This is a genomic window from uncultured Oscillibacter sp. (genome assembly GCF_910584465.1).
Classification (GTDB): domain Bacteria; phylum Bacillota; class Clostridia; order Oscillospirales; family Oscillospiraceae; genus Oscillibacter.
Genome location: NZ_CAJUBK010000032.1, coordinates 1 through 21,293 on the forward strand (window position 1 = coordinate 1; position 21,293 = coordinate 21,293).

The 21,293-nt window shown below is 64.4% G+C and carries 18 protein-coding genes; 6 read left to right on the top strand and 12 right to left on the bottom strand.

The window, feature by feature from the left end:
* Both QZ332_RS08580 and QZ332_RS08585 read left to right on the top strand, forming a co-directional pair.
* Positions 1-939: sugar ABC transporter ATP-binding protein (locus QZ332_RS08580; protein ID WP_295764422.1), on the top strand; the 939-nt coding region annotated here is incomplete at its 5' end.
* Position 940: 1 nt separating this feature from the next.
* The gene (locus tag QZ332_RS08585; RefSeq protein WP_295764423.1) at positions 941-1,954 is read left to right on the top strand and encodes an ABC transporter permease; all 1,014 of its coding nucleotides are present in this window, start codon (positions 941-943) and stop codon (positions 1,952-1,954) included.
* A gap of 297 nt (positions 1,955-2,251) precedes the next feature.
* Here QZ332_RS08585 and QZ332_RS08590 read toward each other — a convergent pair whose 3' ends face one another.
* Positions 2,252-5,647 carry a response regulator gene (locus tag QZ332_RS08590; protein ID WP_295764424.1) on the bottom strand — a complete coding sequence of 1,132 codons (3,396 nt, stop codon included), beginning with the start codon at positions 5,645-5,647 and terminating at the stop codon, positions 2,252-2,254.
* A gap of 395 nt (positions 5,648-6,042) precedes the next feature.
* Between QZ332_RS08590 and QZ332_RS08595 the strand changes: the two genes are divergently transcribed.
* Both QZ332_RS08595 and QZ332_RS08600 read left to right on the top strand, forming a co-directional pair.
* A complete protein-coding gene (locus tag QZ332_RS08595) occupies positions 6,043-6,219 on the top strand; it encodes a hypothetical protein (RefSeq protein ID WP_295764425.1) in 177 nt (58 codons plus the stop codon).
* The gene (locus tag QZ332_RS08600; RefSeq protein WP_295764426.1) at positions 6,219-7,151 is read left to right on the top strand and encodes a 3-hydroxyacyl-CoA dehydrogenase family protein; all 933 of its coding nucleotides are present in this window, start codon (positions 6,219-6,221) and stop codon (positions 7,149-7,151) included. Before QZ332_RS08595 ends, QZ332_RS08600 begins: the two co-directional genes overlap by 1 nt.
* A 102-nt stretch (positions 7,152-7,253) precedes the next feature.
* Here the strand turns inward: QZ332_RS08600 and QZ332_RS08605 are convergent, their stop codons facing one another.
* The 11 genes from QZ332_RS08605 to QZ332_RS08655 form a co-directional block, all read right to left on the bottom strand.
* A complete protein-coding gene (locus QZ332_RS08605) occupies positions 7,254-7,976 on the bottom strand; it encodes an ABC transporter ATP-binding protein (protein WP_295764427.1) in 723 nt (240 codons plus the stop codon).
* A complete protein-coding gene (locus QZ332_RS08610) occupies positions 7,969-8,730 on the bottom strand; it encodes an ABC transporter ATP-binding protein (RefSeq protein ID WP_295764428.1) in 762 nt (253 codons plus the stop codon). Before QZ332_RS08610 ends, QZ332_RS08605 begins: the two co-directional genes overlap by 8 nt.
* Positions 8,717-9,697, bottom strand: a complete 981-nt coding sequence (locus QZ332_RS08615) for a branched-chain amino acid ABC transporter permease (protein ID WP_295764429.1) — start codon at positions 9,695-9,697, stop codon at positions 8,717-8,719. The genes QZ332_RS08610 and QZ332_RS08615 overlap by 14 nt, the downstream gene beginning before the upstream one ends.
* Positions 9,698-9,728: 31 nt before the next feature.
* Entirely contained in the window at positions 9,729-10,604 is an 876-nt protein-coding gene (locus tag QZ332_RS08620; protein WP_295764430.1) for a branched-chain amino acid ABC transporter permease, read from the bottom strand.
* A gap of 100 nt (positions 10,605-10,704) precedes the next feature.
* Complete coding sequence (locus QZ332_RS08625) at positions 10,705-11,940, bottom strand: ABC transporter substrate-binding protein (protein ID WP_295764431.1); 1,236 nt, start codon at positions 11,938-11,940, stop codon at positions 10,705-10,707.
* A gap of 324 nt (positions 11,941-12,264) precedes the next feature.
* The gene (locus QZ332_RS08630; RefSeq protein ID WP_295764432.1) at positions 12,265-13,836 is read right to left on the bottom strand and encodes a helix-turn-helix domain-containing protein; all 1,572 of its coding nucleotides are present in this window, start codon (positions 13,834-13,836) and stop codon (positions 12,265-12,267) included.
* On the bottom strand, positions 13,817-15,652 hold the full coding sequence (locus QZ332_RS08635) for a sensor histidine kinase (protein WP_295764433.1): 1,836 nt from the start codon (positions 15,650-15,652) through the stop codon (positions 13,817-13,819). Before QZ332_RS08635 ends, QZ332_RS08630 begins: the two co-directional genes overlap by 20 nt.
* A 281-nt stretch (positions 15,653-15,933) precedes the next feature.
* Positions 15,934-16,302: a hypothetical protein gene (locus QZ332_RS08640; RefSeq protein WP_295764434.1), complete on the bottom strand. Its 369-nt coding sequence runs from the start codon at positions 16,300-16,302 to the stop codon at positions 15,934-15,936.
* Between the two features lie 14 nt (positions 16,303-16,316).
* On the bottom strand, positions 16,317-17,231 hold the full coding sequence (locus tag QZ332_RS08645; protein ID WP_295764435.1) for a shikimate dehydrogenase: 915 nt from the start codon (positions 17,229-17,231) through the stop codon (positions 16,317-16,319).
* A gap of 20 nt (positions 17,232-17,251) precedes the next feature.
* A complete protein-coding gene (gene deoC, locus QZ332_RS08650) occupies positions 17,252-17,959 on the bottom strand; it encodes a deoxyribose-phosphate aldolase (RefSeq protein ID WP_295764436.1) in 708 nt (235 codons plus the stop codon).
* Positions 17,960-17,993: 34 nt separating this feature from the next.
* Positions 17,994-19,037, bottom strand: a complete 1,044-nt coding sequence (locus QZ332_RS08655) for an NAD(P)-dependent alcohol dehydrogenase (RefSeq protein WP_295764437.1) — start codon at positions 19,035-19,037, stop codon at positions 17,994-17,996.
* Between the two features lie 268 nt (positions 19,038-19,305).
* On the opposite strand from QZ332_RS08655, the gene QZ332_RS08660 reads away from it, so the two are divergent.
* Positions 19,306-20,160: a transketolase gene (locus QZ332_RS08660; protein ID WP_295764438.1), complete on the top strand. Its 855-nt coding sequence runs from the start codon at positions 19,306-19,308 to the stop codon at positions 20,158-20,160.
* A complete protein-coding gene (locus tag QZ332_RS08665; protein ID WP_295764439.1) occupies positions 20,148-21,113 on the top strand; it encodes a transketolase family protein in 966 nt (321 codons plus the stop codon). The genes QZ332_RS08660 and QZ332_RS08665 overlap by 13 nt, the downstream gene beginning before the upstream one ends.
* The last annotated feature ends 180 nt before the right edge of the window (positions 21,114-21,293 follow it).

Below are 21,293 nucleotides of genomic sequence, written 5' to 3' on the forward strand. Positions count from 1 at the left end.
AAGGCCAAGGGCGTGGCCATCCTCTTCGTCTCCCACAAGCTGGAGGAGCTCTTCGAGCTCTGCGACCGGGTCACCGTCATGCGGGACGGCGAGCACATCATCACCAAGGACATCGGCGACCTGACCGAGGACTCCCTGATCACCGCCATGGTGGGCCGGACCCTGGACAACCTGTATCCCAAGGAGTTCGGCAGGAAGGGCGACGTGTGGCTGGAGGCCCGGAACTTGAACGAGGCCGGCGTCCTCCACGACGTCAGCTTCCAGGCTCACGCCGGGCAGATCACCGGCTTCGCCGGCCTGGTGGGCGCGGGGCGGACCGAGACCATGCGGGCCGTCTTCGGCGCAGACAAGCTGGACAGCGGCGAGGTCTACGTCAAGGGCGAGAAGGTCTCCATCCGGAACCCCAAGGACGCCATCCGCCGGAAGATCGCCTTCCTGACGGAGGACCGGAAGGGCCAGGGCCTGGTGCTCTCCCTGGACGTGCGCACGAACCTGATCCTGGCGAACATGAAGGGCTTCAGCAACGGCCCCTTCCTGGATAAGCCGAAGATCGAGCAGTCGGGACGCCACAATGTGGAGGCGCTGAAGATCAAGACGCCCTCCCTGGACGAGGTCACGGCCCAGCTCTCCGGCGGCAACCAGCAGAAGGTGGTCATCGGGAAGTGGATGAATATCGACGCCGACATCTTCATCTTCGACGAGCCCACCCGCGGCATCGACGTGGGCGCCAAGATCGAGGTATACCGTGTGATGAACGACATGGTGAAGGCCGGGAAGTGTGTGATCATGGTCTCTTCGGAGCTGCCGGAGATCCTCGCCATGAGCGACCATGTGGTGGTCATGCGGGGCGGCCGGGTCATGGCCAACGTGGAGCGGGGCTCCGCGCATTTCAACTCGGAAGACATCATGAAAGCGGCCTGGGGAGGAGAGTTAAACTGATATGAATAATAAGAAGAGCACTTTGAAAGAACTGCTGGAGAAGCTCGGCACCGTCATGGCGCTGCTGATCTTGATCCTCATCTTCTGCGGCGTCATGCCGGATAAGTTCCCCCGCATCGGCAACATCATGAACATCCTGAAGCAGGCGTCCATCAACTGCCTGATCGCCTCGGGCATGCTGTGCGCCCTGATCACCGCCGGCATCGACCTGTCCGTGGGCTCCAACTGCGTGCTGTGCACCTGCACCATCGGCGTGCTGGTCCAGAACTTCGGCATCACGAACGCCTTCGTCCTGGCCATCGCGGGCCTGGCCGTCAGCACCTTCGCCGGGTTCATCAACGGTACGCTGCTGACCCGCTTGGATCTGCCCCACCCCTTCGTGTCCACCATGGGCATGAAGAACGTGCTGCTGGGCATCGCCCTGGTCATCACCGGGTCCAAGTCCATCGGCTTCACCAACACCGGCGTGGACGCCCTGATGTGGATCGGCGGCGGCTCCATCGGCAAGAGCGGCAGCTTCCCCGGCATCCCCGTCAGCTTCCTCCTGGTCATCGGGGTGTTCATCCTCTTCGACATCTTCCTGAAGAAGTCCGCCCTGGGCCGCCAGATCTACTGCTGCGGCGGCAACCCCGAGGCGGCCCGGCTGTCCGGCATCCCCTCCAAGAACGTGCTCACCTTCGTCTACGCGCTGTCCGGCTTCATGGCGGGCATGGCGGGCATCGTCTGCGTGGGGCGCCTGGCCTCCGCCAACGCCAACGCCGGCGCTACATACGATAACGACGCCATCGCGGCCTGCATCGTGGGCGGCGCCTCCTTCACCGGCGGCAAGGGCACCATCTGGGGCACCCTGATCGGCGCCATGATCATGGCGGTCATCCGCAACGGCCTGAACCTGATGGGCGCGTCCAACGACCTGCAGTACATCGTCATCGGCGCGGTCATCATCCTGGCGGTCACCATCGACGTGGTCCGCAACAAGATGGAGGCCAACGCCCGGAAGATGGCGGCTCAGTGAGGTCCCTCCGGCCGGTCCCATGCCTGCCGAGACCCTTCGTTCCCAAACGAGCGGGGACGGGCGTATGCCCGTCCCCGCTCGCACTGCCGTGAAGCGCAGGAGACTGAGATGACGGGAAGGGAGACCATGTGCGGGAGACCCAGGAAGGGTCTCCTGCACCATTCGGATCAAGAAGTTTTCAGGACTTTCAAAAGTCCTGAAAACTTGCACAGCCTGTCGAAAACGTGTTTTCGACAGGCTGTGCGGGGACGGGCGTATGCCCGTCCCCGTTCTTCCCTATATCAGGCCGTCCCGCCCTCAGCCCAGGTATTTGCCCAGGATCGACAGGAACAGGTCGATGTCCAGGGGCTTGGCGATGTGGGCGTTCATGCCGTTCTTCAGGGCCGCTTCCTTGTCCTCCTCCATGGCGTTGGCCGTCATGGCGATGATCGGGAGGTCCTTCACATCCTCCCGGTGCAGGGAGCGGATGGCGCGCGTGGCCTCGTAGCCGTCCATGACGGGCATCTGCACGTCCATCAGGACGGCGTCGTAGTAGTGCTCCTCGACCGTGCGCATCCGCTCCACCGCGTCGGTGCCGTCCGGCACGCTCTCCACCAGGAAGCCGGTCTCCTCCAGGATGGCCTCGGCGATCTCCCGGTTCAGCTCGTTGTCCTCCACCAGCAGGATGCGCTTGCCGCTGAAATCCGCCTCCGTCCAGGAGGTCCCGGCTTCCGCCTTCTCGACGAGGTCGTTCGCGGCCAGCAGGGCGGACCTCAGATCGGACATGAACAGGGGCTTGGCGCAGAAGGCGGTGACGCCCGCCGCCTTGGCCTCCTCTTCGATATCGGTCCAGTCGTAGGCGGTGAGGATGATGATGGGCGCCTCATTGCCGATGGCGGCCCGGATGCGCCGGCAGGTCTCGATGCCGCTGAGCTCCGGCATCTGCCAGTCGATGATGTACGTGTGGTAGGGGTCCCCCTCGTTGTGGGCGCCCTTGGCCCGGTAGACCGCCTCCTTGCCGGAGACCGTCCACTCGGGGCGCATGCCGATCTGCTTGAGCATCCGCGTCACGCTCTCGCAGCTGTCGCAGTCGTCGTCCACCACCAGGGCCCGGAGGCCGTCCAGCTCATGGATCCTGGCCGCGTCCTTCTTCGTGTCCTGGAGCTTCAGGCTCAGCTCCACGCGGAACTCGCTGCCCGTCCCCTTCTCGCTTTGGACGGTGATGGTGCCGCCCATCATCTCCACGATGTTCTTCGTGATGGCCATGCCCAATCCGGTGCCCTGGATGCCGGTCTTGGTGGTGCTGGCCTCCCGCTCGAAGGGCTCGAAGATGTGCTCCACGAATTCCGGGGCCATGCCGATGCCGTTGTCCCGGACCAGGAAGACGTAATCCCCATAGCCCCGGTGGAAGGTGCTCCGCTGCTGGATGCGGAAGCTCACCGTCCCTCCGGCGGGGGTGTATTTCACGGCGTTGCTCAGCAGGTTCACGAAGACCTGGCTCAGCTTCAGGGAGTCGGCGATGACGTCCTCGTTGCTCACGTCGAAGGTGTCGATGAACAGGTCCAGCTGCTTGGCCTTCACCTGGGGCTGGATGATGTTCACCAGGTTGTGGGTCAGCTCGGAGATGTTGCACTCCTGTTCCTTGATCTGGACCTTGCCGCTCTCGATGCGGCTCATGTCCAAGATGTCGTTGATGAGGCTCAGCAGGTGGTTGCTGGAGGACAGCACCTTCTGCAGGCAGTCCCGCACCTGGTCCTGGTTGTCGATGTGGCTGACGGCGATGGTGGTGAAGCCGATGATGGCGTTCATGGGGGTGCGGATGTCGTGGGACATGTTGGAGAGGAAGGTGGTCTTAGCCTGGTTGGCGTGCTGGGCCTGCATCAGGGCCTCCTGGAGGGCCTGGGTCTGCTCCCGCTGCTTTTGGACCTGGGCGGTGATGTCCTTGTCCACCACCATGACCATGATGTCCCCGCTGTCGTCGTCCCGCGTCATGATGAAGGACCGGCGGATGCAGGCCGTCTCCCTGCCGGGGGCCCTGCCCCAGTAGTCCACGGTGACTTCCGGCTCTCCCGCCTCGAAGCGCCGCTTCAGCCGCTCCAGATCCACGGCGGCGTCGTAGTCCTCCAGGGACTCCTCCAAAAGGAAGGCCCGCCGCCGCGCGAAGCACTCGGACGCCGGGCAGGGCGCGGCCAGCCCGACCTCCTCCAGCAGGGAGACCGGCTCCCCGCCGACGGCGCAGACCACGTCCTGCTCGATCCGGTCCTTGGTCAGGTCGAACTCGAAGGTGCAGAAGGCGGCGGAGGTGATGGCGATGCGGTACTGCCGCTCCTTGCGGTTGGCCAGGGAGATCTCCGCCCGGGCCCGGAGCTCCTTCTCCTTCAGCCCGGTGATGTCCTGGCGGAGGAAGAGGACCTTGGACGCCCGGCCGTCCCGCCGCTCCAGGCAGATGATGTTGATGTGCTCCCAGGCGGTCCCGTCCTTCCTTTGGACGTGGTACTCGTACTGGAGGTCCTTGCCGCCGCTGCCCAGTTCCCGGGACACGGCTTCCCGCTCCAGCAGCTCCGCGAAGGCCTGCCGCTCCGTCTCGTCCGACAGGAAGGCGCACAGGTAGGCGGTGAAATCCTCATACCGCCCGCTGACGGCCAGGCTGCCCCGCTCCGGCGAAGTGCCGGCCAGATACTGGTAGGAGCCCTCCTCCAGGTCCGCCAGGATGAAGCGGGCGAAGAGGGTGCTCACGCCGTTGATGACATAGCCCATCTCCCGGTTCTCCCGCTCCAGGCGGCGGCGGTCCTGGCGGCCCCTGATCAGCAGGACCAGGGTGCAGAGGATGCACAGGCCGATCAGGCTGGCCTGGAGGACCATGCCGGTGGAGTTGGCGTCCCGGACCATGGCCTGGGTGACGCTCTTGGGGAAGGTCTGGACCAGCACGTACTCGCTGCCCGGGACCCGGACCGCGCACAGGTTGTCCGTGACGGCGGACCCGGAGCGGCAGATGACGCCCGCCTCGTCCCGGTCTCCGGAGAAGACCTCCCAGAGCTCCTTTTCGCCCTCGTCGTTGATGGCGCCGGAGAAGGCGTCCGGCAGATACCCGTAAACGCTGCCGCCTCTGGAGCTGGCGATGCTCCGCGCGTCCCAGCTGCAAAGGTACACGTCGGCCGGCTCCCCGAAATAGCTGGTCTCCAGCATCTCCCGGAGGTAGTCCTCCGCCTGGTACAGCCCCAGCAGCACGCCGGACACCTTGCCCTGGTGCCGCAGGGGGGCGTAAAAGACCATCATGGGCTCGTTGGTGATCCGGGACTGGGCGATCATGGCCGTGCCGCTCTCCCCCTGCATCCCGCTCCGGAAATAATCCCGGTCCCGGCTGTCGCTGGTGGTCCCGTCGGAGGCCAGGCTGATCCCCTCCGCATCGGTGAAGAGGAAGGCGTCGAAGCTCGAGTTCTCCTCCAGCTCCCGGAGCAGCTCCGCGTCCATGCCGGGCTGGTCCAGGGTCATGCTCAGCAGATAGGTGTAGTTGTGCACCCGGCGCTGGGCGTTGATGAGTTCGCTGCCGATCCGCTTCGCCGTCTGCCGGGCGGAGTCCTTGGCGTAGTTCAGGTTGCGCTCCTCGATCTGCCGGTTGTTCGTGGTGGAATACCACCGGAACAAAAGGCAGACGGCCGCCAGCAGGAGCAGGATGTACACCAGGTTCTGCCAGGTCCTTTTTGTGGCACGCATGGGACCGACCTCCTCTATGCGATTCGATTTGGATCCATTCTAACACTTCCTTCCCCAAAAGTATAGGGGCCGTTTTCAAAAATCCCCATCTTTTGGAAAGGAGGGGCGGCCTCCCTTCGCACGGAGGGCGGACGGGCCCCGGAGGCGCCGAGACCGCCGGCCGAAGGCCCGGCGTCATGCGGGACCGCCGCCGGTGCGCCCGGGAGCGCCACAGGATCCGTCCGTGCCGCGTCTTGGCGGCCGGGGCCGGTCCGGCGGGGCGCATGATATGAATATCAGGAAAAAAGTCCCTACATATGGACGATCTTTTTTGGGGATGCCGTGGTATAATGGGCCCATAGGTGTATGCGAATCAGGATGAGGCATCTGTAGACCGAAGCGGGGGAGGGAGCGGCATGGGGAGCACATCGATCGCGGGCCCCGGCGGGACCTGCCCCTCCGCGCGGCCGGGGGGCATGGCCCGGCGGCGGGCCTCGGTATGGCCTCCGCCGGGGCGCAGGGAAGGGGACGGCCTGCCCGCCGTCCCTGCGGACGGCCCCTGGCTGGGGCCTGATCGGAAGGAGGACGCGTGATGGAGAAGATCGCAGTATTTGGGGCGGGGACCATCGGCTCGTGCCAGGCTATGCTGGTCACCGGCCATGGCCTCCCCTGTGTGGTGGTGGGCCGCTCGGAGCGGGGCCTGGCGCGCTGCCGGGAGGCCGTCGCCCGGGATTGGGACGACCTGATCGGGGAGGGCCTCGCCGGGGAGCGGAACAAGGCGGCGGCGATGGCGCTGCTGAGCATCGGCCGGGATCCCGCGGCCCTGGAGGGCTGCACCTTCGTGTTCGAGGCCGTGGCCGAGGGCACGGAGGAGAAGCGGGAGGTCTATCGGGCCATCGAACGGTATGCGGCCCCCAGCGCCGTCATTGCCTCGTGCACGTCGTCGATCGACGCGGGGATCCTGGCGGGGCTGACCCGCTGTCCCGAGCGGCTGCTGATCGCCCACCCGTTCCAGCCGGCGCATATGCTGCCCCTGGTGGAGGTGGTGCGCCACGAAAGGACCGCGGAGGAGACGGTATCCAGGACCCTGGCGCTCTTGGAGCGGCTGCACCGCCAGGTCGTGGTGCTGGAGCGCAGCGTGCCGGGCTTCCTGGTGAACCGCTTCGCCCAGGCGCTGTTCCGGGAAGCGATCCATCTCATAGAGCAGGGGGTCACGACTGCCGCCGACATCGACAAGGCGGTCAAGTACGCGATGGGGATGCGGTATGCCTCGATCGGCCTCCTGGAGTACTTCGACGCGGTGGGGTACGGACTGGAGAGCGCGATCGCCGAGAACGTCTATCCCGACCTGTGCGGGACCACAGAGGTCCAGGACCTCGTGCGGGAGGGGCTGGCCTCCGGCAGGACCGGCCAGGCGGCGGGGCAGGGCCTCTACGACTGGTCCCGGAAGGACGCGGCGGACTTTCGCCGCCGGATGCAGCGCCCCTATCTGGACGGGGTCAGGGAGTGGACGATGCCCCGGTAGGCCGGGGCGGCCCAAAAAAGATCCAGCGGCCCGGCAGGGTATCCTGACATCGGATATCCTGCCGGGCCGCTCGTCCGCGGTGCGGGGCCGGGGAGGGGCCGCTCAGGGATCCATCCCCAGATAGGTCTTCTTCACCTCGTCGTTTTTCAGGAGGCCCTCCGCCGTGTCCGCCAGCTTGATCTCGCCGGTCTCCATCACATAGCCCCGGTCGGCGATCTGCAGGGCGGCGTGGGAGTTCTGCTCGACCAGCAGGATGGGGATGCCGTCCTGGTTGATGGTCTTGATCGCGGTGAAGATGTCCTGGATGATCAGCGGGGCCAGGCCCAGCGAGGGCTCGTCCATCATCAGGAGTTTTGGCGCCTGCATCACGGCCCTCCCCACGGCCAGCATCTGCTGTTCGCCGCCGGAAAGGGTCCCGCCCAGCTGGCCCTTGCGCTCCAGGAGCCGGGGGAAGAGGGAGAACACATAGTCCAGATCGCGCTGCACGCGCTCCCCCTTCCGCAGGTACGCGCCCATCTGGAGGTTCTCCAGGACCGTCAGCTGTGAGAAGATCAGCCGCCCCTCCAGGCATTGGGCGATCCCCATCTTTGCCAGGGAGTGGGGGGACCGGCCGGTGATGTCCTTCCCCATGAAGCGGATCTCGCCGGAGGACGTCCCCGAGATCAGGCCGGAGATGGACTGCAGGGTGGTGGTCTTGCCCGCGCCGTTACCGCCCAGCAGGGTCACGATCTCCCCCTCCCGCACGTTGAAGGAGATCCCGCGGAGGGCCTTGATCTCTCCATAACGGAAATGGAGATCCTTCACTTCCAGGACGTTCTCAGCCATCCGTAACACCTCCCAGATATGCGGAAATGACCAGAGGATCGTTTTGGATCTGCGCCGGCGTCCCCTGGGCCAGCTTTTTCCCGTAGTTCAGCACGCAGATCTCGTCGCAGACGTTCATGACGAGGCGCATGTTGTGCTCGACCAGGAAGATGGTGATGCCCCGGTCCCGGATCCGCTGGATCATGCGGGCGAGCTCCTCCTTCTCCGTCAGGTTCATCCCGGCGGCGGGCTCGTCCAAAAGCAGGAACGCGGGCCGGCTCGCCATGGCCCGGGCGATCTCCAGACGGCGCTGTTCGCCGTAGGGGAGGCTGCCCGCCCGCAGGTCCGCCTTCTCCCGCAGGCCCATGAAATCCAGGAGCTCCATGCAGGAGGCGGCCGCGGCCTCTTCCTCCGCCCGCTTGCTCTTCGTGTTGAAGACGGCGTCCACCAGTCCGGCCTTGGTCCGGGAGTGCGTGCCGACCAGGACGTTCTCCAGGACGGTCATCTTTTGGAAGAGGTTGATGTTCTGATAGGTCCGGGCGATGCCCAGCTGATTGACCGTATGGGGCCGCTTCCCCTGGATCTCGTGTCCCTGGAAGACGACCTTCCCGGCGGTGGGGGCGTAGACGCCGGTGATGATGTTGAACAGCGTCGTCTTGCCCGCGCCGTTCGGGCCGATCAGGCCGAAGATCTGCCCCTCCTGGACGGCCGCCGTGACTTCGTTCACCGCCACGAGCCCGCCGAAGCGGATGGTGACGTTTTCAAGCCGGAGCATGTCCATCCCCCCTTCGCCTGGCCTTCAAGATCCGCTTCTTCATGTCGGCATAGAGGCCCACCATGCCGTTGGGGAAGAAGAACAGGACGATCAGGATGAAGACGCCGTAGATCAGGACCTGATAGATCTGCAGGAACTGGAAGACCTCCTTCACGAACATCAAGACCGCCGCGCCGACCACCGGGCCCATCGTGGTCCCGATCCCGCCGAAGAGCACCATGGTCATGAAGAGCGTGGACTGGGTGGCGTTGTAGGTCTCGGGGCTGATGTAAGTCACCATGTGGGCGTATAATCCGCCGGCCAGGCCCATCATGAACGCACTGATGCCGAAGGCCATGGCCTTATAGGCCCGGATGTTGATCCCGATGCCCTCGGCGGCGACGGTGTTCTCCCGGATGGCGATCAGGGCCCGTCCCACCCGGGAACGGATGATGCGGGCCTTCGCGATGAGGACCAGGATCAGGAGGATCATGTACGCGAAGAAGCAGCGGTAGTAGGTATCGAGCCGGAACCCGAAGAGGGAGATGTAGGGGATCGAGGAGATGCCGGTGGCCCCGTTGGTCAGGGGCTGGCAGGCGTTGACGAACATGTAGACGATCTGCCCGAACGCGATCGTCATGAGGGACAAGAAGTGCTTCACCAGCTTGGACGCCGGGACGGCGATCAGCAGCCCCGTCAGCGTCGCCAGTACGCTGCCGGCCAGGATCCCCAGGACCGGGGTGACGCCGCAGCGCACGGACAAAAGCGCGGAGGTGTAAGAGCCCACCGCGAACAGGCCCGCGTGCCCCATGGAGATCTGCCCGCTGTATCCGAACAGGATGTCCAATCCGGTGGTGCCGATCCCGTAGATCATGATATAGGCCAGGATCAGCGCCGGATAGGTCTCCTGCGCGATCAGGATGCAGGCCCCGATGACCGCCGCGCCGGCAAGGATCTTCCATTTGTGTGTTTTGAGATAGTTTACCATATCGCCGCTCCTTTCACAGCCCGATCTCCGGTCACTCCAGGACCTGCTCTTTGAAGAGCCCCGTGGGCATCACGATCAACAGCAGGATCAGCACGGCGAAGGAGAGGCAGTCCTTATAGGTCGTCGTGACGTAAGCGGTGGTGAAGGTCTCCAGGATGCCGAAGAACATGCCGCCGATGATGGCGCCGTACATGTTGCCATAGCCTCCCGCCACGGCCCCCGCGAAGGCTTTTTGGCCGATCAGGGCGCCCAGCGTGGTATAGACGCCGTAATAGGGGCCCAGCGCGGCGCCCAGGAGCCCCGCCAGCCCGGCGGACATGCCCCAGGTGATGCCCTTCGTCAAAGAGACGTTGATGCCCAGGGCGCTGGCGGCCTTCTGGTTCAGGGCGGAGGCCCGCATGGCCGTTCCGAACTTGGTCTTGTTCAGGAAGAAGTACAGGCCGAACATGCACACGATGCCCAGGACCACCACCATCAGGGACTCCGGCGCGACCTTCGCGCCCAGGACGCTGACCGAGGTCACCGGGAAGATGCTGGGGAAATACAGCGGGATCGCGCCCCAAATGACCAGGGCGCTGTTTTGCAGGACCATGGAGACCGCCGCGGTGCACAGGATGATGTACGAGAAGGAGCCGCCCTTGCTCAGCAGCGGGGCGATCAGTCCCGACTGCACCAGCCAGCCAAGCGCGAACATGGTGGCGAAGGTGAGGGAGATGGCCAGCAGATAGGGCAGATGCAGGGTCTTGTAGTAGGTCAGGCCGACGAACGCGCCCATCATCAGGAAATCGCCCTGCGCCAGGTTCATCAGGCCGGTCGCCTTGTAGATCAGGCTGTACCCCATCCCAAGGACGCCGTAAACGCTCCCTATCATCAATGCTCCTACGATGAGCTTGATCAGTTGATCCATATATGCATCTGCCTCCTGTTCTGTAGTCGAGGGTGGAGGGGGCGCTCCCTGAAGACCGCGGCCCCGAAGGAGGCCGGGATCTTCAAGGAGCGTGCGGGGTTCACTTGTTGTCCCGCCAATCCATCATGGCGTCGCGGTCGAAGCCCTTCACCTTCTGGTCCATCAGCATATACTTGTTCGCGGAGCTCAGGCCGTCGCCGGAGCCGTCGCTGAAATCGAAGGTGCCGGCGAGCCCGGTGAACTTGGTGGAGAGGATGGCCTCCCGGTTCGCCTCCCGGTCCGCGGGATCCGCGGAGGCATCCAGGACCGCGCAGGCCAGGTACACCTCGTCATAGCCGCGGTAGGCGCAGTCGGAGGTGGGCATCTCGCCGTAGGTGTCCACGAAGTTCGTCAGGAACGCGGCCTCCAGCTCGCTGGTGGCGTCGCCGATCTCCTCGGGGATCACGTAGGCGGCGCTGAACACCACGCCGTCCGCCGCGGCGCCGGCGATCTGGCTCAGCTGACGGTCGCCGCCGCCTTCCACCGTGTACACGCAGCCCTCATAGCCCGCCTGCCGCAGCTGCTTCAGGAACACGGCCATCTCGGAGCTGTAGCCATAGTGGATGATGCTGCCGGGATCGTCCTTGAGCAGCTTGGCGATGTGTCCGGTGTAATCCGTATCAGTGGATTGGTACGTGACGTCGGCCACCAGCTGGATATCCGTCTCCTTCAGGACCTCCAGCACGTTGAGCCGGCCGGACTGGCCGTATTCCGCCTCCAGCGAGAGCATGGCGGCCGTCGTCTCGCCCATCTCCTGCATCATCTCGATGAAGGTCTCCGTGGGGAGGACGCCGCTGACCGTGGCGCGGTAGAGGTACTTGCAGCCGATGTTGGTCCAGGTGGTGCCGGTGCCGGCGCCGATGTGGAGGACGTGGGCGTCCTCGGTGACCGGCAGGCTGGCCAGGATGTTGGGGCTCATGTTGCCGCCCAGGATGACGTCCACCTTGTCGTCCTCCACCAGGCGCGTGACGACCTTGACCGCCATCTCCGTGCTGGACGCGTCGTCGTACACGATCAGTTCGATGGGCCGCCCGCCCAGGATCCCGCCGCTGGCGTTGATCTCCTGCACGGCCAGCTGGGCGCCGCGGATCTGGTTCTCGCCGACGGAGGCGGACGTCCCGGTCTGGGAGGCATACATGCCGATATAATAGGTGTCGTCTCCCGCCGGCGCGGCGCCGGATCCGCCGGCAGGGCTCGGGCTCCCGCCGGCATCGCCGCTGCTGGGGGACTTCCCGCCGCAGGCGGCCAGGCTCAGGATGATGGCCAGGGTCATCAAAACGGTAAGCATCTTTTTCATTTCGGTCCCTCCTGATCATGATCGCAAATTTTGTCTATGGTCCGTTCGAGATCTTGTGCATTTATTATAATGGACCGTCCCGCCGGGGTATATAGCAAGGCTTCGCCCCTTTTGCGATTATCTTTATGCTTTCCCGCGGCCCGGGGGACGCCGCGCCCGGCGGCAGGATCTGTAAAATCTTTGGATCGTGCAAAAATATTCTTGCGGCCCCGGCCGGATCGAGGGCTTGGCCCCCGCCGGGACGGGGCCAGAAATAAAATCTTCTGCCCTTTCCCGAAAAGCAGAAGATTTTCATATCGTATGGGTCCGCCGCCGAAGCGGCCGTCAGGGCTTCGGGTCCTTGGGGGGCCTGCTGCACACGGCGAGCTGGCGGTAGCTCTGGGGGCTGAAGCCGGTGTTCCGCTTGAACACCTTGGTGAAGTAGCTTTGGTTGGCATACCCCACCTGCTCCGATACCTGGCTGACGCTGAGCTGCGTGTTCATCAGAAGATCCTTGGCGTGGCTGATCCGCACGGATTCCAGATAGTCGATGAAGCTGACGTTCAGATGCTTTTTGAACAGCTGGCTGACGTACGTCCTGTTCAGGAAGACCTGCTTCGCCACGTCGTCCAGGGTGATCTTCTGCATGTAAAACTCATTGATATAGCGCATCGCCGCCTGCATGGAGGGGTTGCTGCCCCGGGCTGCGGGGGCGCAGTTCGACAGGTAGTCCGCCGAGAACCTTTCAAAAGCGGCGAGGAGCTCCTCCCGGTCCCTGGCGTTCCGGATGCGTTTGGCGGTCTTGTTGTAGTTGATGAGATACGTGAGGTTCTCCTCCGCGGCGTCCGTCTGCGGCAGCAGGAGCGTCAGGCCGAAGATGACCGCGCCCTTGAGGTCCCTTGGGAGCATGTGCTCCTGATGCCATTGGCCGATCTGCTTGCGGAAGAGCTCTATGAGGGACCTCTGGTGGTTCCGGCTGCTCTCCCATTTCAAGAGCTGCCTCAGGTGGTTGACGTCCTCCGCCGTCAGGCGCTTGGCCTCCCCGCCCGGGGGGAAGTCCGGATAATACTGGTGGGCCTCCGTCACATCCAGCGCCCGCTCGACCGTCTCCTGGAGCCGGCCGGGATCGTGGCAGATCTCGCAGATGGTCAAAAGGACCTTCTGGTGGGCATAGGCTTCCAGGTTCCGCTTGAAGAGCAGGGAGATCTTCATGCTCTCGGCCTCGCGCCCCTCCACGGTGTTCGATGCCGGGGCGAACAGCGCCACGATGCGGTCGGGCTTCCAAGCGGCGGCCATCCCCTTTTTCAGCTCGTTCTGGATGGTCTTTTGACAAAGCAGCTGGGTCCGGGAGCTGTCCTGCTCCAGGCCGGCCATATGCTCCAATTGGAAGGACAGGACCACCAGGCCCTTTTCCCGCTCACAGCCGAGCTGCTCGTAGAGCCGGTCCCGCGCCTCCTCCGAGCCGTCCATCACCTCTTCCAGGAGCTGGTTTTGCGCGGCCAGCCGCTCCTTTTCCGCGTGGGGCAGGCGCCCGGACTGTTCCATGTACGAACGGCTCTCCACCTTTTCCAGGAGGGCGATGATGTCCTCGATCACCATCTCGGACTTGCGGATATAGTCCAGGGTCCCCAGCTTCAGGGCCTTGCGCACATAGGTGTAATCGTCATAGGCGCTCAGGCAGGCCGTGCTGATCTGCGGGTGCTGCTCCATCAGCACCCGCAGGAGGTCCAGCCCGTCCCGCTGCGGCATGGTGATGTCGGTGATGACCAGGTCGATCTTCTCCTGGCTGCAGCGCAGCTCCGCCTCGTCCGCGTTTTTTGCCGTCAGCACGGTGATCTGGTGGTCCGGGATCTGCTGGAGGAGCATCGTCAGCCATTTCCGGATCATCATATCATCGTCAACGATCAAGATCTTCATCCAGCAAAACCTCCTCTTCCTGTTCCAAGATCATGGGGATCCGTATGGTGACGGTCGTGCCGGTCTCCTCGCCCTCGTACACGCTGTCGTAGTGCAGGCCGTATCCCTCCCCGTAGTAGAGCTTGATCCGCTTGTCCACGTTGGCGACGCCGATGGATCCCGCTTTCCCCTGGGGGCGCGGCCCGTCCAGGAGGGAGACATCGAAGCCCGGGCCGTTGTCCTGGATCTTGATCTCCAGGAGCGGACCGGCGGCGTGGGCGGAGATCTTCAGCTTCGGCTTGCCCCGGCACTGCTTGAGCCCGTGCAAGATCGCGTTCTCCACGATGGGCTGGATCATCATCTTCACGATCTTGCAGTCATGGACCTCCTCCTGGATGTCGTATTCCACCACGATCGGCTCGTCGAGGCTGCAGTTCGCGATCAGCAGATAATTCTCCACCCATTCGAAGGAGTGGACGAGCGTGACCGTCTGCTGCGCGTCGGACAGGGTGTAGCGCAGCAGGCGGTTCAGCGCGAGCACCAGCCTGTCCGCCCGTTCCCGGTCCGCGACCATCAGCACGGAGCGCAGGACCGTCAGGGTGTTGTAGATGAAATGGGGGTTGATCTGGGACTGCAGGAACTGGATGTCCGAGATCCGCTTGGCCTCCTGCTCCGCGTTGTTCTCCGCGATCAGGTGCCGAATCTGCTGGACCATGGTATTGAACTGCTGGGTCAATTCCCCCATCTCGTCGTCCCGTTCGATGGGCACCTGCACCTGGAAGTCTCCCTTTTGCACGAGGCGCATGTGCTCGTTCAGGACGGTGATGGGCCGGGTGAAGCGCACCGAGGAGTGGTAGGACAAGAAAGCGGCGGCCAGCAGGAGGATCGGGACGATGACGGCGTACAGCGCCAGGTAGGTGTATCCGGTCCGCAGCTGCTCGCGCATGTTGGAGACGGAGAGCATGTGCCAGCCGCCCCGCACCACGGTGTAATCGGAAAGCACGTACTCGATGCTGCGGTGAGTGCCTTCCCTCGTGTAATTCTGCTGCGTCTGCAGCAGGTCGAACTGGACGATCTCGTGGAGGTCGGGGAACACCTTCAGGTTGTCGATCATGGTGATGCAGTTCCCGTCCTCGGTGAACAAAAACATGCTCTGCGTATCGTCCACGCTGGGGAGCAGCAGGTCGATCAGCACGCTGACGCGGATCTGGAACACGACGGTGGCGTTGATCTGGAGGGACGAGGGGTCCCGGACCGCCAGCATGAGGTAGATGCATTGGGAGCGGTCCATCACGCCGTCGAAGAGCAGGTCCGCGTCGGTGAACCAACGGATGTTCTGGTTGGCCCCGTAGAAGGCCGACTGCACCTCCAGGAAGGCCGGGCCGGAAAAGGTGCCGCTGCGCAGCTCCCGGCCGAAGACCGTCCCGTCCTTGGTGATGAGGGCGACGCCTGGGATCCGGTTCTTGGAGATCAGGAAGGAGCGCTCGTATTGGTCGAGGTGTGCCTCGATGTCCCGGCGGACGCTGCCGTCGGGGGCGGTCCCCCCGGTCAGGGCCTCGACGTCGCAGATCAGCGCCTGGTCCGATGCGATCAGCCGCCCCGCCGAGAGCAGGTTCTCCAGCTCGGAATTGACCGCCGCCGCCATCTGCTGGGCGCTCTTCACGGTGGCCCGGATATAGTCGCTTTTGGTCTGGTCGATCATCAGCGTGACGGCTATGGCCGTGCAGATCAGGAAGGGGAGGATCAGCAGGGCGGAGATCGTGAGGAAGAGCCGGATGTGGGACATCCGCTTCAGCCGCCGATAGGTCTCCCCGCATCGTTCCCGCCATTGCCGCATCCAGATCGCCTCCCGCCGCGCGCAGGCCGGTGCTTGGCCTGTCCTCGAAGATCTCTATATTTATAATAATATATAGATATCCCTTTTACAATGTAAAATTTTTGGGTGATCTTGCTATAAGATTTAGGTCATTTGGAAAAGGGACGCCCTCACGCGGTCAAAAAACAGCAAAGACCGGAGAGCTCCGGTCTTTGCCCGGCGTGCCGAAAGGGCCGCGGGGCCCCGTCCACGGGGAGGTGGAGAGCCGCGAGAGGGGCCCTCCTGGGCCCCTCTCGTTTCGCTCACAGCTTGATGCGGCTGCCATAGATGAACAAGATCTCCAAAGAGCCGCCTTCTTCGTATTCGAAGACGTGCCACTCGCGCTTGGCGAATTGGAGCGTCATGTCCTTTTCCAGCGCCAGCCTATGGTCCAGATGGTCCGGGCTGCTGCCGTAGCGCACCCAGGCCCGGTCCGCGCGGAGGATCTGCACGGTCTCCTCCGCGTGCATATGGGGCTCCATCGGACCGGCCTCGCCGCAGTAGCGGCAATAGCCCACGTGCATGATGTCCGAAGGGATGCGGTAGCCGTCGCCGGTGTCGCCCACGACCTTCTGCATGAAGCGCCCCGGCAGGAGGATCTCTTCGACCCCTTTCCGTTCCACATAGTTCACAGCGTGTCCTCCTTTCAGGCTTTCCCGGCCTTGATGCGGTCCTGCATGGCACGGATGATCGTGGAGGTGGCCTCACATTTGCCTCCGAGCCCCAGGTCGGTACCGAAGTAGAACCGGATCAGGGCGTTCATCTGGTTGGCCAGCATGCCGATCCCGTTCACCGTCTGGAGCCCGCGCTCCGACGCCGTTTTCAAGATCGCCGTCTGCAGCGGGTTATAGAGCGCGTCCGCCACGATCGCGGACTTGTCCAGCTTTTGGATGAAGCCCAGATAGGGGAACTGGGTCCCGGTGCCGTACATGCCGACGGAGGTGCACTGGGCCACGACATCGGCCCTGCCCGCCGCCTGGTCCAGCTCCTCCCTGGTCAGCGGGCCGCTGCGCACCGGCAGGCCGGTGCGGTCGGAGAGGATCTGGGCCAGCCGGTCCGCCTTCTCCGCGGTCCGGTTCAGGATGGTGAAGGCGGTGACGCCCCGGCGGGCCATCTCATTGGCGATGACGCCGCTGATGCCGCCGGCCCCGATGATCAGCGCCTCCCGTCCGGCCAGCCTGGCCCCGGTGTCCTCGATGGCTTGGCACATGCCGTAGCCGTCGAAGCCGTCGCCGAAGAACCTTCCGTCCACGTATTTGACGTTGTTCACGCAGTTGAAGGCGCGGCACTCCTCGCTCACCTCGTCCATGTAGGGGAGCATCCTGGTCTTATAGGGCATCGTCACGCTGAAGCCCAGGATGCCCAGGGTCTTGACCGCTTCGAAGAACCGGTCCAGGGCCCCCGGAGCGTCCTCCAGCTCGAAGGGGATGAAGACGGCGTTGAGATCGCCGAACTGGTACATCGCATTGTGTACGACGGATGTGATGCTGTGGTCCAGGGGGTGCCCCAGCAGGCCCAGCAGCCGGGTCTCGGTGTCATATTTTACGTTCGTCGTGATCATGGCTGTCTCCTCCGCGGCGGTCACTCGGAAAAGCCGGGCGTGCTCCTGAGCACCTCCACGCCGGCCCGGGTCCCCAGCCTGGTCGCGCCGGCATGGATCAGCTCCACCGCCGTCCGATAGTCCGTGATCTTGCCGGAGGCTTTGACCGCGGTCTGGGTGCCCACCGTCTCCTTCATGAGCTTGACGTCGTGCACGTTGCACCAGCCGCTGCCGAAGCCGGTGGAGGTCTTCACGAAGTCGACCCCCTCTTCCTGGGCGGCCCGGCAGGCCTGCACCTTCTGCTCGTCGCTCAGATAGCAGGTCTCCAGGATGGCTTTGACCGGGACGTCCCGCTCGTGGGTGACCTTCACCATCGCGGCCATCTCCCGGCGCAGGTAGTCCCAGTCCCCGCCGACGGCGTGGCCCACGCTGATCACGAAATCGATGGCCCGGGCGCCCTTCTCCATGGCGTAGACGGCTTCCTTCGCCTTCAGCTCATAGGGGACGGTGCCCCAGGGATAGCCGATGGTGGTGGCGACGGTGACGTCATAGCCCTTGAGCTCCCGGACGGCCAGCTCGGTATGTACGGAGTTGACGCAGCCCACGCGGAAGCCGTAGCGCTTGATGTCATCGCAGAAAGCGACGATCTCCTGAGGCGTAGTGTACGCGAACAGCAGGGAATGGTCGATGAATGCCGCGATCTCCTGGGGCGTGAAGTCCTCCTGTGTGATGATCTCATATTTTCCCATGGTATCTCTCCTCCTTATCCAGCGGTGTGGGATGTCATCCTTCCGTGAAGGAAACGACGGCTTTCAGGACGTGCTCTTTGTCATACATGGCCTTGTCGAACGCCTCCCGGACCTGCTCGAAGGGGAAGGAGTCCGTGACCAGGTCCTTCGCGGGCAGCTTGCCCTGGGCGATCGCGTTGATGATCTTGGGATACTCGTTGCAGTAGCGCCAGACGGTGGCGAGCTTCGCCTCCCGCAGCGTCAGGTTCCGGAAATTGAAGGGGATGTCGCCGATGGGGTTCCCGGCGATGACGATGGTCCCGCCGGTGCGGACCACCTCGCTGGTCTGGGCGGTGGTGACCTTGCTCCCGGCGGCTTCGAACACCACGTCGCAGCCCTCGCCGTCCGTGGCGTCCAGGATCGCCTGCACCGCGTCCTGGTCCCTGGCGTTTATGACCAGGTCCGCGCCGGATCGCGAAGCGTGGTCCAGCCGGCTCTGGAACAGGTCCACCACGATCGCCCGGGACGCGCCCAGATAGCGGCAGGCCAGCAGGATGGACAGGCCGATGCATCCCGAGCCGAAGATCGCCACGCTCTTGTTGGGACCCACGCCGCCCAGCTTGGCGGACTGGAAGGCCACCGCCAGCGGCTCCACCATCGCCCCCTCCAGGGTGGAGACCGATCCCGGGAGCTTGAAGCACAGGCTGGCGGGGTGCTTCACGTACCGGCACATCATGCCGTCGTGGGGCGGGCAGGAGCGGAAGACCATCTCCGGGCAGAGGTTGTACCGTCCGGACCGGCAGGCCTCGCAGTGGCCGCAGGGGATCCCGGGCTCGATCGCGACGCGGTCGCCCGGCTGCAGCGTGCGCACGTTCGACCCTGTGGAGCAGACCACGCCGGCCGACTCGTGGCCCAGGATCAGCGGGGCCTCCACGAGGCGGGCGCCGATGCGGCCGTCCTCGAAGAAGTGGACGTCGGAGCCGCAGATCCCCACATGCTCGATCTTGACGACGACGTCGTCCGGTCCCGCGACAGGCATCCCGCGCTCCTGTATCTCCATCGTCTTGACGCCGACCATGACGGCTGCTGAGTTCTTCATCTTCATCACATCCTTAGATCGTCATGTCCGTGCGGGAGCCTCCCCCGGTCCGGGCCCCCGCCGGTCACGACCGATTGTAGCGGAACGTCCCCCCGTTTTCAATCCCGGGCCTAGCACTATGTTCGGTCCTTTTGCAACTATCCGCAGCTTATTTTTCTTTTACGATAATGCATTGACGGGGAAGATCCCCCCATGTTAAGTTGGGATCGCCGCCCGCCGGGAGCGCCGATGAAAAGACTTACATTCGAATCGGAGGAGGAACGATCCTATGCAGAGCAAAGAAGAGATGGAACTTTTCGCCAATGAGATCCGCACCGAGCTGATCCGCACCTTCCGCCGCCGGGGCAACGGGCACATCGGAGGGTCCCTCTCCATAGCGGACCTGCTGGCCGTGCTGTATTCCGGGACCATGAGGGTGGACCCGGAGGACCCCCGATGGGCGGAGCGGGACCTACTGGTCTGCTCCAAGGGGCACGCGGGCCCGGCGCTTTACGCGGCGCTGGCCCTGAAGGGGTTCTTCCCCAAGGAGTGGCTGATGACCCTGAACGAGGGCGGCACCCGGCTGCCCAGCCACTGCGACCGGGAGCGTACCCCGGGGATCGACGCCTCCACCGGCTCCTTGGGGCAGGGGATATCCCAGGCGGCGGGCATGGCGCTGGGGGTGAAGCTGGACGGGAGCGCCCGGACGGTCTACTGCATCGTCGGCGACGGCGAGTGCCAGGAGGGACAGGTCTGGGAGGCGGCCATGTTCGCCGCGCACTACGGACTGGACAGCCTGATCTTGTTCGTGGACTGGAACAAGAAGCAGCTGGACGGCACGCTGGCCGAGATCATGGATCTGGGGAGCCTGGAGGAGAAGTTCCGCGTGTTCGGCTGGGACGCGGTCACGGTGAAGGGATCGGACCATATGGCGGTCCTGGACGCCATCCGGCGGGCCAAGGAGCGGACGGGGAGGCCCAGTGCCATCGTGCTGGACACCGTCAAGGGCGCCGGGATCCCCGCGGTGGAGGCCCGGCGGTTTTGCCATCATATGGCGCTCTCCCCGGAGTTTTGCGATGAGATGCTCGCCTATCTGGAAGAGCAGGCGGAGCGGCTGAAGGAGGCATGTGTATGTTCCATTTGATCGGTGCGCACCAGGATGAACGCGCGGATGTGCGGGAGACCATCGTCTCCACGTTGGTCCGGATGATCGAGGAGGACCCGAGGGTGGTGTATCTGGACTGCGATACCATGGACGCCCTGGGGATCCGGGAGATGCGGGAGCGGTACCCGCGAAACGTCCTCTCCTGCGGGATCCAGGAGGCGAACATGATCGGAGTCGCCGCGGGCCTTTCCGCGATGGGCCGGATCCCCTACGTGCACTCCTTCGCGGCCTTCGCTACCAGGCGCTGCTATGACCAGGTGTTCCTCTCCGTCGGGTACGCGAAGAACAGCGTCAAGATCATCGGGACGGACGCGGGCATCACCTCCGCTTACAACGGAGGGACCCACATGCCCTTCGAGGATGTGGCCCTGATGCGCGCCATCCCCCAGGCGACGGTGGTCGAAGCCACCGATTCCGTCATGGCGGAGGATCTGCTGGAGAAGATCAAGGAGATCCCCGGCGTGGTGTACCTGCGGACCGCCCGCAAGCGCACGAAGGCCGTTTATGCGCCGGGCTCCGGTTTCGAGATCGGCAGGGGCGCTTTGCTGCGGGAGGGCGGCGACGCGACCGTCTTCGCCTGCGGCATCATGGTGGACGCGGCGCTGCTGGCGGCGGAGGCCGCCCGGGAAGAGGGGCTTTCCCTGCGGGTCGTGGACATGTTCTCCATCAAGCCGATCGACCGGGACATCATCATCGACTCCGCCCAAAAGACCGGCGCGGTGGTCACCGCGGAGGACCACAGCACGATCGGCGGGCTGGGCGATGCCGTCGCGGCAGTGCTGGCGGAGAACGTCCCCGTGCCCATGGGCCGGGTGGGCGTCCGGGACCTCTATGGAGAGGTCGGCTCGGTGGCATACCTGCAGGAGCGGTTCCAGCTGACGCCGGAGCATATCCTGGACGAGGTGAAGGCGGTCATCCGGCGGAAACGCTGAGCCCCCGGGAGCGCGGACGGACGCCATGCGGGCCGCGCCGGGGGCCCGGCCTCCCGCGAGATCTGGCCGGCGGCGAAAAAAGACGGCCGCATGATGCGAGAGCATCATGCGGCCGTCCCACTGCCGAAAAAGCTTTTTCGACAGGCCAAGCAGGTCTTCGGGATCTTCATAAGGACTTGG

Bases quoted from the DNA above. Each gene is read 5' to 3' on its own strand.
- QZ332_RS08585 (WP_295764423.1), top strand. From the start codon at position 941: ATGAATAATAAGAAGAGCACTTTGAAAGAACTGCTGGAGAAGCTCGGC.
- QZ332_RS08590 (WP_295764424.1), bottom strand. From the start codon at position 5,647: ATGCGTGCCACAAAAAGGACCTGGCAGAACCTGGTGTACATCCTGCTC.
- QZ332_RS08595 (WP_295764425.1), top strand. From the start codon at position 6,043: ATGGGGAGCACATCGATCGCGGGCCCCGGCGGGACCTGCCCCTCCGCG.
- QZ332_RS08600 (WP_295764426.1), top strand. From the start codon at position 6,219: ATGGAGAAGATCGCAGTATTTGGGGCGGGGACCATCGGCTCGTGCCAG.
- QZ332_RS08605 (WP_295764427.1), bottom strand. From the start codon at position 7,976: ATGGCTGAGAACGTCCTGGAAGTGAAGGATCTCCATTTCCGTTATGGA.
- QZ332_RS08610 (WP_295764428.1), bottom strand. From the start codon at position 8,730: ATGCTCCGGCTTGAAAACGTCACCATCCGCTTCGGCGGGCTCGTGGCG.
- QZ332_RS08615 (WP_295764429.1), bottom strand. From the start codon at position 9,697: ATGGTAAACTATCTCAAAACACACAAATGGAAGATCCTTGCCGGCGCG.
- QZ332_RS08620 (WP_295764430.1), bottom strand. From the start codon at position 10,604: ATGGATCAACTGATCAAGCTCATCGTAGGAGCATTGATGATAGGGAGC.
- QZ332_RS08625 (WP_295764431.1), bottom strand. From the start codon at position 11,940: ATGAAAAAGATGCTTACCGTTTTGATGACCCTGGCCATCATCCTGAGC.
- QZ332_RS08630 (WP_295764432.1), bottom strand. From the start codon at position 13,836: ATGAAGATCTTGATCGTTGACGATGATATGATGATCCGGAAATGGCTG.
- QZ332_RS08635 (WP_295764433.1), bottom strand. From the start codon at position 15,652: ATGCGGCAATGGCGGGAACGATGCGGGGAGACCTATCGGCGGCTGAAG.
- QZ332_RS08645 (WP_295764435.1), bottom strand. From the start codon at position 17,231: ATGATCACGACGAACGTAAAATATGACACCGAGACCCGGCTGCTGGGC.
- deoC (WP_295764436.1), bottom strand. From the start codon at position 17,959: ATGGGAAAATATGAGATCATCACACAGGAGGACTTCACGCCCCAGGAG.
- QZ332_RS08655 (WP_295764437.1), bottom strand. From the start codon at position 19,037: ATGAAGAACTCAGCAGCCGTCATGGTCGGCGTCAAGACGATGGAGATA.
- QZ332_RS08660 (WP_295764438.1), top strand. From the start codon at position 19,306: ATGCAGAGCAAAGAAGAGATGGAACTTTTCGCCAATGAGATCCGCACC.
- QZ332_RS08665 (WP_295764439.1), top strand. From the start codon at position 20,148: ATGTTCCATTTGATCGGTGCGCACCAGGATGAACGCGCGGATGTGCGG.